The organism is Burkholderia sp. 3C (genome assembly GCF_054589155.1).
Window position 1 is genome coordinate 16,895 of the sequence record NZ_BAAILN010000006.1, and the last position, 12,603, is coordinate 29,497.

General features: G+C 61.0%; 9 protein-coding genes and 1 tRNA gene. All 10 read right to left on the reverse strand.

From position 1 onward, the window contains the following. Nucleotides 1-60: 60 nt before the first annotated feature. The gene (gene rpoC, locus ACYP33_RS00435) at nt 61-4,323 is read right to left on the reverse strand and encodes a DNA-directed RNA polymerase subunit beta' (RefSeq protein ID WP_414443673.1); all 4,263 of its coding nucleotides are present in this window, start codon (nt 4,321-4,323) and stop codon (nt 61-63) included. Between the two features lie 21 nt (nt 4,324-4,344). Then, nucleotides 4,345-8,454: a DNA-directed RNA polymerase subunit beta gene (gene rpoB / locus ACYP33_RS00440; protein WP_414443672.1), complete on the reverse strand. Its 4,110-nt coding sequence runs from the start codon at nt 8,452-8,454 to the stop codon at nt 4,345-4,347. A 375-nt stretch (nt 8,455-8,829) separates the two neighbouring features. Then, the gene (rplL, locus tag ACYP33_RS00445) at nt 8,830-9,201 is read right to left on the reverse strand and encodes a 50S ribosomal protein L7/L12 (RefSeq protein ID WP_414443671.1); all 372 of its coding nucleotides are present in this window, start codon (nt 9,199-9,201) and stop codon (nt 8,830-8,832) included. 54 nt (nt 9,202-9,255) lie between these two features. Then, nucleotides 9,256-9,753: a 50S ribosomal protein L10 gene (gene rplJ, locus ACYP33_RS00450; protein WP_414450523.1), complete on the reverse strand. Its 498-nt coding sequence runs from the start codon at nt 9,751-9,753 to the stop codon at nt 9,256-9,258. 296 nt (nt 9,754-10,049) lie between these two features. Continuing rightward, nucleotides 10,050-10,751, reverse strand: coding sequence for a 50S ribosomal protein L1 (rplA, locus tag ACYP33_RS00455; protein WP_414443669.1), 702 nt, complete (start codon nt 10,749-10,751; stop codon nt 10,050-10,052). Beyond that, nucleotides 10,752-11,183 (reverse strand): 50S ribosomal protein L11, encoded by a 432-nt coding sequence (rplK, locus tag ACYP33_RS00460; protein WP_414443668.1) that lies wholly within the window; start codon nt 11,181-11,183, stop codon nt 10,752-10,754. Between the two features lie 144 nt (nt 11,184-11,327). Then, a complete protein-coding gene (gene nusG, locus ACYP33_RS00465) occupies nt 11,328-11,885 on the reverse strand; it encodes a transcription termination/antitermination protein NusG (protein WP_414443667.1) in 558 nt (185 codons plus the stop codon). 1 nt (nt 11,886) lies between these two features. After that, on the reverse strand, nt 11,887-12,267 hold the full coding sequence (secE, locus tag ACYP33_RS00470) for a preprotein translocase subunit SecE (RefSeq protein ID WP_414443666.1): 381 nt from the start codon (nt 12,265-12,267) through the stop codon (nt 11,887-11,889). A gap of 39 nt (nt 12,268-12,306) precedes the next feature. Next, nucleotides 12,307-12,382, reverse strand: a tRNA-Trp gene (locus tag ACYP33_RS00475). A 57-nt stretch (nt 12,383-12,439) separates the two neighbouring features. Further along, a partial coding sequence (locus ACYP33_RS00480) for an EF-Tu C-terminal domain-related protein (protein WP_459618957.1) occupies nt 12,440-12,603 on the reverse strand: 164 nt, incomplete at its 5' end.

The following is a 12,603-nucleotide window of genomic DNA, read 5'->3' on the forward strand; positions in this document are numbered from 1 at the left end:
GGTCGAAACCGGGCGGTTCTGATGGGCGGACCATCGAAAGCGGCTTGGCGCCGCTCCCGCTTACTCCGCGCTCGGGTGCTGCTGCGACTCGACTGCGTCGGGCGTTTCGGCAGCCGGGGTTTCCGGGATGCCGAAGTCGAAGGCTTCTTCCGCCGCGATCTGATCGAAACGCTCGCGATCCGACACTTCCTTGTTCTTGCGCGCCTTGTGGAACGCAAGACCGGTACCGGCCGGGATCAGACGACCGACGATCACGTTTTCCTTCAGGCCACGCAGATCGTCGCGCTTGCCCATGATCGCCGCTTCCGTCAGCACGCGCGTCGTTTCCTGGAACGATGCCGCCGAGATGAACGAATCCGTCGACAGCGACGCCTTCGTGATACCCAGCAGGATGTTGTCGTACGACGCCGGACGCTTGCCTTCCGCGATCATGCGATCGTTTTCGTCCAGCATGTCCGAACGCTCGACCTGTTCACCCAGGATGAAGCGCGTATCGCCGTTGTCGGTGATCTGCACACGACGCAGCATCTGGCGAACGATCACCTCGATGTGCTTGTCGTTGATCTTCACACCCTGCAGACGGTACACGTCCTGCACTTCGTCGACGATGTAGCGCGACAGCGCCTCGATACCCTGCAGACGCAGGATGTCGTGCGGATCGGCCGGGCCGTCCACGATCATTTCGCCCTTGTTGACGACCTGAGCATCGTGGACCAGCACCTGCTTTTCCTTCGCGATCAGGAACTCGTGCTGATTGCCTTCGAGATCCGTGATGACGAGACGCTGCTTGCCCTTCGTGTCCTTGCCGAACGACGTCGTGCCGGTGACTTCCGCCAGAATGCCGGCGTCCTTCGGCGAACGCGCTTCGAACAGTTCCGCGACACGCGGCAGACCGCCGGTAATGTCACGCGTTTTCTGCGCTTCGGTCGGGATACGTGCGAGCACTTCACCCACCTGCACCTGCTGGCCATCCTTCACCGTGATCAGCGCGCCGACCTGGAAGCCGATCTGCACCGAGTGCTCGGTGTTCGGGATCTTCACTTCCTCGCCAGCCGCGTCGAGCAGCTTGACCTGCGGACGCACGCTCTTCGCCGCTTGCGAACCGCGGCGCTTCACGTCGATCACGACCAGCGTCGAGAGGCCCGTCACGTCGTCGATCTGCTTGGCGACCGTCACGCCTTCCTCGACGTTTTCGAACTTCACCGTACCGCCGTACTCGGTGATGATCGGACGCGTCAGCGGGTCCCACGTGGCCAGTTGCGTGCCGGCCTTGATCACGTCGCCGTCGAGACGCAGCAGCGTCGCGCCGTACGGGATCTTGTGACGTTCACGCTCGCGGCCCAGATCGTCGGTGATCATGGCTTCGCCCGAACGCGAAATGACGATCTGCTCGCCCTTCGCGTTGGTGACGTAACGCATGGTCGCCGTGAAGCGGACCGTACCGTTGCTCTTCGCTTCGACCGACGACGCGACTGCCGCACGCGATGCCGCACCACCGATGTGGAACGTACGCATGGTCAGCTGGGTGCCCGGTTCGCCGATCGACTGCGCCGCGATCACGCCGACCGCTTCGCCGACGTTCACCGCCGAGCCGCGACCCAGGTCGCGGCCGTAGCAGGCTGCGCACAGGCCGTAACGCGTTTCGCAGGTCAGCGGCGTGCGCACGCGCACTTCGTCGATGCCGAGGCGTTCGATTTCCTCGACCGCCGTTTCATCGAGCAGCGTGCCGTTCTCGTACAGCGTTTCCTGCGTTTCCGGGTTGACGACGTCAGCCACCGCGACGCGGCCGAGAATCCGGTCGCGCAGCGCTTCGACCACTTCACCGCCTTCCACGAGCGCCTTCATCGCCACGCCGTTCGACGTGCCGCAGTCGTTCTCGACCACCACCAGATCCTGCGTGACGTCGACCAGACGACGCGTCAGGTAACCCGAGTTTGCCGTCTTCAGTGCCGTATCAGCCAGACCCTTACGTGCACCGTGGGTCGAGATGAAGTACTGCAACACGTTCAGGCCTTCGCGGAAGTTCGCCGTGATCGGCGTCTCGATGATCGAGCCGTCCGGCTTCGCCATCAGGCCACGCATACCGGCCAGCTGACGAATCTGCACCGCGGAACCCCGCGCGCCCGAGTCGGCCATCATGTAGATCGAGTTGAACGATTCCTGGCGCGTTTCCTTGCCGTCGCGATCGACCACCGGCTCCGTCGAGAGCTGCTCCATCATCGCCTTGCCGACCGCTTCCGACGTCGCCGACCAGATGTCGACCACGTTGTTGTAGCGTTCCTGCGCGGTGACGAGACCCGACATGTACTGACGGTCGTATTCCTTCACCTTCTTCGCGGCGTCACCGACGATCACTTCCTTCTGCGTCGGCACGAGCATGTCGTCCACGCAGATCGAGATGCCGGCGCGCGTCGCGAGACGGAAGCCCGATTGCATCAGTTGATCGGCGAACACGACGGTCGCGCGCAGGCCGCACTTGCGGAACGCGGTGTTGATCAGTCGCGAGATTTCCTTCTTCTTCAGCGGCTTGTTCAGCACCGAGAACGGCAGGCCGGCCGGCAGGATTTCCGACAGGATCGCGCGGCCGACGGTGGTGGCGTACAACGAGATCTTCGGCACGAACTGCGGTGCGCCTTCCGACTTGTCCTCGTTGTGGACCATTTCCGTGATCCGCACGTTCACGCGCGAAGCCAGCTCGACTTCCTTGTTCTCGTACGCCAGCAGCGCTTCCGACACGCCCGTGAAGGTCATGCCTTCGCCCTTGGCGTTGACGGCTTCACGCGTCGCGTAATACAGGCCGAGCACGATATCCTGCGACGGCACGATCGACGGATCGCCGTTGGCCGGGAACAGGACGTTGTTCGACGCCAGCATCAGCGTGCGCGCTTCCATCTGCGCTTCGAGCGACAGCGGCACGTGCACGGCCATCTGGTCACCGTCGAAGTCGGCGTTGAACGCCGCGCAGACGAGCGGGTGCAGCTGGATTGCCTTGCCTTCGATCAGCACCGGCTCGAACGCCTGGATGCCCAGACGGTGCAGCGTCGGCGCGCGGTTCAGCATCACCGGGTGTTCGCGGATCACCTCTTCGAGGATGTCCCACACCACCGCCGTCTGGTTCTCGACTTCCTTCTTCGCAGCCTTGATGGTGGTAGCGACACCCATCACTTCGAGCTTGTTGAAGATGAACGGCTTGAACAGTTCGAGCGCCATCAGCTTCGGCAGACCGCACTGGTGCAGCTTCAGCGTCGGGCCGACCACGATGACCGAACGGCCCGAGTAGTCGACGCGCTTGCCCAGCAAGTTCTGACGGAACCGGCCGCCCTTGCCCTTGATCATGTCGGCGAGCGACTTCAGCGGACGCTTGTTGGCGCCCGTCATCGCCTTGCCGCGGCGACCGTTGTCGAGCAGCGAATCGACGGCTTCCTGCAGCATCCGCTTTTCGTTGCGGACGATGATCTCCGGCGCCTTCAGCTCGAGCAGACGCTTCAGACGGTTGTTCCGGTTGATCACGCGGCGATACAGATCGTTCAGGTCCGACGTCGCGAAACGGCCGCCGTCCAGCGGCACCAGCGGACGCAGTTCCGGCGGCAGCACCGGCAGCACTTCGAGAATCATCCACTCGGGCTTGATGCCCGAACGCTGGAATGCCTCGAGCACCTTCAGGCGCTTCGCGTACTTCTTGATCTTCGCTTCCGAGCCGGTGTTCTTCAGCTCGGTGCGCAGCGTCTCGACCTGTTCGTCGATGTTGATCGCGCGCAGCAGTTCGCGCACGCCTTCCGCGCCCATCTCGGCGCGGAATTCGTCACCGTATTCCTCGACCTTGTTGTAGTAATCCTCTTCGGTCATGATCTGCCGCGCCTTCAGCGGCGTCATGCCCGGTTCGATGACCACGTAGGCTTCGAAGTACAGCACGCGTTCGATGTCGCGCAGCGTCATGTCGAGCACCATGCCCAGACGCGACGGCAGCGACTTCAGGAACCAGATGTGCGCGACCGGCGAGGCCAGTTCGATGTGGCCCATGCGTTCGCGACGCACCTTGGCCAGCGTCACTTCGACGCCGCACTTCTCGCAGATCACGCCGCGGTGCTTCAGACGCTTGTACTTGCCGCACAGGCATTCGTAGTCGCGGATCGGCCCGAAGATCTTCGCGCAGAACAGACCATCCCGCTCCGGCTTGAACGTGCGGTAGTTGATCGTTTCCGGCTTCTTGACCTCGCCGAACGACCACGAACGGATCTTGTCCGGCGAAGCCAGACCGATCTTGATCGCGTCGAAAACTTCTTCCTGTTGGACTTGCTTGAATAGATCGAGCAGAGCTTTCATTGCTTTCTCTCCGTAGTCCGATTAGTTGCGGTCGAGGTCGATGTCGATACCGAGCGAGCGGATTTCCTTCACCAACACGTTGAAGGATTCCGGCATGCCCGCGTCGATCACGTGGTCGCCCTTGACGAGGTTTTCGTACACCTTCGTCCGGCCGTTCACGTCGTCCGACTTCACCGTCAGCATTTCCTGCAGCACGTACGACGCGCCGTAGGCTTCGAGTGCCCACACTTCCATTTCACCGAAGCGCTGGCCACCGAACTGCGCCTTACCACCCAGCGGCTGCTGCGTGACGAGCGAGTACGGGCCGGTCGAACGCGCGTGCATCTTGTCGTCGACCAAGTGGTGCAGCTTCAGGTAATGCATGTAGCCGACCGTCACGGTCCGCTCGAATGCCTCGCCCGTGCGGCCGTCGTACAGGCGCACCTGGTTCTTCGAAGGCGTCATGCCGAGGTTCTGCGCGATGTCGTCCGGGTATGCCAGATCGAGCATCTTCGACATTTCTTCTTCGGTCGCACCGTCGAACACCGGCGTGGCGAACGGCACGCCTTCGCGCAGGTTCTTCGCCAGTTCGACGATTTCGTCGTCGCTGAAGCTTTCGAGGTCTTCCGCGCGGCCCGACTCGTTGTAGATCTTGGTCAGGAACACACGCAGTTCTTCGATCTTCGCCTGACGCGCCAGCATTTCGCCGATTCGCCAGCCGAGACCCTTCGCGGCCCAGCCCAGATGCACTTCGAGCACCTGACCCACGTTCATCCGCGACGGCACGCCCAGCGGGTTCAGCACGACGTCTGCCGGACGACCGTCCGCCATGTACGGCATGTCTTCCACCGGCACGATCTTCGAGACCACACCCTTGTTGCCGTGACGACCTGCCATCTTGTCGCCAGGCTGCAGGCGACGCTTGACCGCCAGGTACACCTTGACCATCTTCAGCACGCCAGGCTGCAGTTCGTCGCCTTGCGTGAGCTTCTTGCGCTTCTCTTCGAACGCGAGGTCGAACTGGTGGCGCTTTTCTTCGATCGAGTTCTTGATCGCTTCGAGCTGTGCCGCCGCTTCCTCGTCGGCCAGACGAATATCGAACCAGTGATAGTGGTCGAGATCCGACAGGTAGGCCTGGTCGAGCTTGGTGCCCTTGACGAGCTTCTTCGGGCCGCCGTTGGCGACCTTGCCGTCGAGCATCCGTGCCAGACGCTGGAACGCGTCGCCTTCCACGATGCGCAGCTGGTCGTTCAGGTCGAGGCGATAGCGCTTCAGTTCGTCGTCGATGATCTGTTGCGCACGCTTGTCGCGCACGATGCCTTCGCGCGTGAACACCTGCACGTCGATCACCGTGCCGCTCATGCCCGACGGCACGCGCAGCGACGTATCCTTCACGTCCGAAGCCTTCTCGCCGAAGATCGCGCGCAGCAGCTTTTCTTCCGGCGTCAGCTGGGTTTCGCCCTTCGGCGTGACCTTGCCGACCAGCACGTCGCCCGCTTCGACTTCCGCGCCGATGTAGACGATGCCCGATTCGTCGAGACGACCCAGCTGGACTTCCGCCAGGTTCGAGATGTCGCGCGTGATTTCCTCAGGTCCGAGCTTCGTGTCGCGAGCGACCACGTTCAGCTCTTCGATGTGGATCGACGTGTAGCGATCGTCCGCCACGACCTTCTCCGAGATCAGGATCGAATCCTCGAAGTTGTAGCCGTTCCACGGCATGAACGCGATCAGCATGTTCTGGCCGAGCGCGAGCTCGCCCAGATCGGTGGAGGCGCCATCGGCCACCACGTCGCCGCGCGCAACCTTGTCGCCCATCTTCACGATCGGACGCTGGTTGATGTTCGTGTTCTGGTTCGAACGCGTGTACTTGATGAGGTTGTAGATGTCGACACCGACCTCACCGGCCACCGCTTCGTCGTCGTTCACGCGAATCACGATACGGCCCGCGTCGACGTAGTCGACCACACCGCCGCGTTCGGCCTGAACCGTCGTGCCCGAGTCGACCGCGCAGGTACGCTCGATGCCCGTACCGACGACCGGCTTTTCCGGACGCAGACACGGCACGGCCTGACGCTGCATGTTCGAACCCATCAGTGCACGGTTCGCGTCATCGTGTTCGAGGAACGGAATCAGCGAGGCCGCCACCGAGACGATCTGCGACGGCGCCACGTCCATGTACTGGATGCGGTCCGGCGTGACCATCATGGTTTCGCCGGCTTCACGCGCCGAGACGAGTTCGTCGGTCAGTTCGCCCGACACTTCGTCCACCGATGCGTTCGCCTGCGCGATCACGTAACGGCCTTCTTCGATCGCCGACAGGTAATCGATCTGGTCGGTCACCTTGCTGTCCGTCACCTTGCGGTACGGCGTCTCGAGGAAGCCGTATTCGTTCAGGTGGGCATACAGCGCCAGCGAGTTGATCAGGCCGATGTTCGGACCTTCCGGCGTTTCGATCGGGCACACACGGCCATAGTGGGTCGGGTGCACGTCACGAACTTCGAAGCCTGCGCGCTCACGCGTCAAACCGCCCGGGCCCAGTGCGGAAACACGGCGCTTGTGGGTGATTTCCGACAGCGGGTTGGTCTGGTCCATGAACTGCGACAGCTGCGACGAACCGAAGAACTCGCGGATCGCCGACGAAATCGGCTTCGAGTTGATCAGGTCGTGCGGCATCAGGTTTTCGCTTTCGGCCTGGCCGAGGCGTTCCTTGACGGCGCGTTCGACACGCACGAGACCGGCGCGGAACTGGTTTTCCGCCAGTTCGCCGACGCAACGCACGCGACGGTTGCCCAAGTGGTCGATATCGTCCACTTCGCCCTTGCCGTTGCGCAGCTCGACCAGGATCTTGATCGTCGCGAGGATGTCGTCGTCCAGCAGCGTCATCGGGCCGACGATTTCGTCGCGGCCGACACGGCGGTTGAACTTCATGCGGCCGACCTTCGACAGGTCGTAGGCGTCTTCGCTGTAGAACAGACGGTTGAACAGCGCCTCGACGGCTTCTTCCGTCGGCGGCTCACCCGGACGCATCATGCGGTAGATCGCGATACGCGCGGCCGTTCTGTCAGCCGTTTCGTCGACACGCAGCGTCGACGAGATGTACGGACCTTGATCCAGATCGTTCGTGTAGATCGTCTGGATGTCCTTGATCTTCGCGTCGCGCAGCTTGTCCAGCACGGTTTCGGTGATCTCGTCGTTCGCGTTCGCGATGACTTCACCGGTATCGCCGTCAACGACGTTCTTCGCCAGCACGCGGCCGATCAGATAGTCTTCCGGCACCGAGATGAAGGTGGTCTTGGCGGCTTCGAGATCGCGAATGTGCTTCGCGTTGATCCGCTTGTCCTTCTGGACGATGACCTTGCCTTCCCGATCCGAGATGTCGAAGCGCGCGACTTCACCGCGCAGACGCTCCGGCACGAACTCCATCTGTGCGCCTTCGGCCATCAGCGTGAAGTTGTCGAACACGAAGAAGTTCGCGAGGATCTGTTCCGGCGTCAGGCCGATGGCCTTCAGCAGGATCGACACCGGCATCTTGCGGCGGCGGTCGACGCGGAAGTACAGGATGTCCTTCGGGTCGAATTCGAAGTCGAGCCACGAGCCGCGGTACGGAATGATCCGTGCCGAGAACAGCAGCTTGCCCGAGCTGTGGGTCTTGCCCTTGTCGTGTTCGAAGAACACGCCGGGCGAACGGTGGAGCTGCGAGACGATCACGCGCTCGGTACCGTTGATGACGAACGAGCCGGTCGGCGTCATGAGCGGAATTTCGCCCATGTACACTTCCTGCTCCTTCACTTCCTTGACGACGGGCTTGTTCGGCGATTCCTTGTCGAGCAGCACGAGGCGAACCTTCGCGCGCAGGGCCGAACAATAGGTGAGACCACGTTGCTGACATTCCTTGATGTTGAATGCCGGCGACGACAACGCATAGCTCACGAATTCGAGACGTGCGAAACCGTTGTGGGAAACGATCGGAAAGACCGACGTAAAGGCAGCCTGCAGACCTTCAGACTTGCGTTGTGCTGCAGACACTTCGGCTTGCAGAAACGTGCTGAATGATTCAAGCTGAGTAGCCAGCAGGAAAGGAACTTGGTGAACGATGGAGCGTTTCGCGAAACTCTTGCGAATACGCTTCTTCTCGGTGAAGGAATATTGCATACGATCTCCGAATCACGACGGGCGCTATCGAGGCGGGATACCTGGACGTGTCAAACCCGAGTGTTCACCGACTGAGACTCGAATGCCGTGCGGCGGCTCGAGCCTAGAAGCTTGGTGGTTGGCCGCTACCAACCGCTGGCTGACGGCAGCGGATGCCTGTGTTGCCCGCTACCCGACCAAACTTGCCTTCTGCAGTCGCTTCAGAAGACAAAGAAAATCGCCGGCTGTCACGCATCTCATGTCGTAACGGCGGTTTTCTTTGACTTCTGGGGCCATCCATCTTGACACAGAAATTGAGTGTCAAAACACCGTCCCCACAAAGCACAAAAAGGCCGGCGGTATAAAACCGCCAGCCTTCGCGCAGCAAATCGAAACTTACTTGATTTCGACCTTTGCGCCTGCTTCTTCCAGCTTCTTCTTAGCTTCGTCAGCAGCAGCCTTGTCAACGCCTTCCTTGACCGGCTTCGGTGCGCCGTCGACCAGGTCCTTCGCTTCCTTCAGGCCCAGGCCCGTCAGTTCGCGAACAGCCTTAATCACGGAAACCTTGTTGGCGCCCACTTCAGCCAGGATAACCGAGAACTCGGTCTTCTCTTCGACTGCAGCAGCTGCGCCGCCTGCCGGGCCTGCGACTGCCACTGCAGCTGCCGACACGCCAAACTTCTCTTCGAACGCCTTGACCAGCTCGTTCAGTTCCAGAACAGTCATGCCTTCGACTGCTGCCAGGATGTCTTCTTTTGCGATTGCCATGTGAAATACTCCTAAATTGAATGCGAATACAGCCAGCGATCTGTGACGCGGACGTTATGCAGCTTCGGCCTGCTTCTTTTCTGCCAGCGCGGCCAGGGCACGCGCAAAGCCAGCAACAGGCGACTGCATGACGAACAGCAGCTTCGAGAGCAGTTCTTCGCGGCTCGGGATGGTGGCCAGCGCTTGCACAGCGGCCTTGTCCATCACCTTGCCATCGAACGAACCAGCCTTGATGACCAACTTGTCATTGCTCTTGGCGAAGTCGTTCACGACCTTCGCAGCAGCAATTGCATCTTCCGAGATGCCGTAGATCAACGGGCCAGTCATCTGCTCTGCCAGCGGAGCAAACGGCGTACCTTCAACTGCGCGGCGTGCCAGGGTGTTCTTCAGCACGCGCAGGTACACCTGCTTTTCACGCGCTTGCGCGCGCAGCTTGGTCAGATCGCCAACCGCAATTCCACGATACTCAGCCAGCACAACGGTCTGGGCCTTCGCGACTTGCGCGGAAACCTCAGCCACGACGGCTTGCTTGTCTTCTCTATTAAGCGGCACGGTCAGCCTCCAGAAACGATACGATCGGCGCGAGCCTTTCGTACCTCGTTCAACAACGGCGTCCGAGTCGTCAGGAGTATTTCCGCCGCCGGCCCGGATCGCTCCGCACCATCGGCTTCACCACTACAAAACTTGTTCGGGTTCGCCATCTGCGTTGGCTTGAATTAAGGGATGCCTGACTGCTGCCTCCCACCAACGGTCTTTGATAACCGGTCACCTGACGCTCACGCGCCGGGCAACCGCCCAAAGCCCTTGTCAGGCCGCCTCGCACCCGCGAAGCGACCCAAATACTTCGATTACTGCTGCGCTGCGATCGAGCCTTGGTCGACGCGAACGCCGACGCCCATCGTGCTCGACAGAGCGACCTTGCGCAGGTACACACCCTTGCTGGTCGCCGGCTTGGCCTTTTGCAGCGCTTCGATCAGCGCCGACAGGTTGCTGCGCAGTGCTGCCGATTCGAACGACGCACGGCCGATCGTTGCGTGGATGATACCGCCCTTGTCCACACGGAACTGGACCTGACCCGCCTTCGCGTTCTTCACTGCGGTGGCGACGTCCGGTGTAACCGTACCGACCTTCGGGTTCGGCATCAGGCCGCGCGGGCCAAGGATCTGGCCGAGCGTACCGACGATACGCATCGTGTCCGGCGAAGCGATCACGATGTCGAAATCCATCTGGCCGGCCTTGATCTGCTCTGCCAGGTCTTCCATACCGACGATTTCAGCGCCGGCGGCACGTGCTTGCTCAGCCTTTTCGCCTTGAGCAAACACGGCGACACGCACCGACTTGCCGGTACCTGCCGGCAGCACGACCGAACCGCGGACCACTTGGTCCGACTTCTTCGCGTCGATGCCGAGCTGGACTGCCACGTCGATCGATTCGTTGAACTTCGCGCTCGCGCATTCCTTCACGAGTGCCAGTGCGTCTTCGATCGCGTACAGCTTTTCACGGTCGACCTTAGCGGCAAATGCCTGACGGCGCTTCGAGATCTTGGCCATTTACACGCCCTCCACGGTGATGCCCATCGAGCGTGCGCTGCCTGCGATGGTGCGAACTGCTGCGTCCAGATCCGCTGCCGTGAGGTCAGGCATCTTGGTCTTTGCGATTTCTTCAGCTTGAGCGCGCGTGATCGAACCGACTTTGTCGGTGTGCGGCTTGGCCGAACCCTTGTCGATCTTCGCTGCCTTCTTGATCAGGACGGTCGCCGGCGGCGTCTTCATCACGAACGTGAAGCTCTTGTCCGCGAATGCCGTGATCACGACCGGAACCGGCAGACCCGGTTCCATGCCTTGGGTCTGCGCGTTGAACGACTTGCAGAACTCCATGATGTTCAGGCCGCGTTGGCCCAGCGCCGGACCGACCGGCGGCGACGGGTTGGCTTTACCTGCAGGGATCTGCAGCTTGATAAAGCCGATAATCTTCTTTGCCATTTGAAAACCTCGTTGGAACGCCAGGCTGGCGTCCGGTGAGTGATAACGCGGGTTCGTCCGTGCGGACTACTGGCGCTCCTCAACGGCCAATGATGCGGACCGTAATCGCGACGGTGGGCAGCCCGAAGGCCGCCCACTTGAAACTCAAACTTTTTCGACCTGACCGAACTCGAGCTCGACCGGCGTTGCACGACCGAAAATCGTGACCGACACGCGCACTCTCGATTTCTCGTAGTTCACTTCTTCGACAGTGCCGTTGAAGTCGGTGAACGGGCCTTCCTTGACCCGGACCATCTCGCCGACTTCGAACAGGGTCTTCGGGCGCGGCTTTTCCACGCCTTCCTGCATCTGCGACATGATCTTTTCGACTTCGCGCGGGGAAATCGGGCTCGGGCGGTTACGTGCACCACCGACAAAACCGGTCACCTTCGCCGTGTTCTTGACGAGGTGCCACGTTTCATCCGTCATCTCCATTTCCACCAGCACATAGCCGGGGAAGAAACGACGCTCTGTCACTGCCTTGTGACCACCCCGGACTTCGACGACCTCTTCGGTCGGCACCAGGATCTGGCCAAACTTGTCTTGCATGCCGGCACGGTCGACACGCTCTTGAAGCGCGCGCTGCACGCTCTTCTCCATGCCGGAGTAGGCGTGCACGACGTACCAACGTTTTCCGCTCGGGGATGCCGGAGTATCACTCATATCATTTCCATCCCAGAATGGCCGAGAAAATTACCCATTCGATCGACTTATCGCTAAGCCAAAGGAAGAGTGCCATGATCAGCACAAACCCGAACACGACCAGCGTGGTTTGTGTGGCTTCCTTGCGCGTCGGCCAAACGACCTTGCGCACTTCCCGGTAGGAATCTTTAGCGAAGGCGATGAAATTCTTGCCCGGAAGCGACATCAGGGCGACTGCGACACCAGCGATGACTCCTACTGCCAGTGCGACGCCGCGGATGTACCACTCCTTGCCGCCAAGCAGGAAGAAGCCCGCAAATCCGGCCAAGACCAACAATACGCCCAGGCCCAGCATCAGCTTATCGCCGGAGGTATTTACAGTTTCGACGGATGGATTCGCCATAACACCTTAAAACAAATGCCACGTATGAACGTGGCGATTTGGCAGGGGCAGAGGGAATCGAACCCCCAACCTTCGGTTTTGGAGACCGACGCTCTGCCAGTTGAGCTATGCCCCTGTATCAATGAGGCTGGACAATTCCAGCCCCAAAGCGATTGATCAACGACTAACTGGCTTAGGCGAGGATCTTTGCAACGACGCCGGCGCCGACGGTACGGCCGCCTTCGCGGATTGCGAAGCGCAGGCCTTCTTCCATGGCGATCGGAGCGATCAGCTTCACCGTGATCGACACGTTGTCGCCCGGCATGACCATTTCCTTGTCCTTCGGCAGTTCGATCG

Excerpts from the sequence above, each read along its gene's own strand:
- rpoC (WP_414443673.1), bottom strand. The coding sequence starts at position 4,323 with ATGAAAGCTCTGCTCGATCTATTCAAGCAAGTCCAACAGGAAGAAGTT.
- rpoB (WP_414443672.1), bottom strand. The coding sequence starts at position 8,454 with ATGCAATATTCCTTCACCGAGAAGAAGCGTATTCGCAAGAGTTTCGCG.
- rplL (WP_414443671.1), bottom strand. The coding sequence starts at position 9,201 with ATGGCAATCGCAAAAGAAGACATCCTGGCAGCAGTCGAAGGCATGACT.
- rplA (WP_414443669.1), bottom strand. The coding sequence starts at position 10,751 with ATGGCCAAGATCTCGAAGCGCCGTCAGGCATTTGCCGCTAAGGTCGAC.
- rplK (WP_414443668.1), bottom strand. The coding sequence starts at position 11,183 with ATGGCAAAGAAGATTATCGGCTTTATCAAGCTGCAGATCCCTGCAGGT.
- nusG (WP_414443667.1), bottom strand. The coding sequence starts at position 11,885 with ATGAGTGATACTCCGGCATCCCCGAGCGGAAAACGTTGGTACGTCGTG.
- secE (WP_414443666.1), bottom strand. The coding sequence starts at position 12,267 with ATGGCGAATCCATCCGTCGAAACTGTAAATACCTCCGGCGATAAGCTG.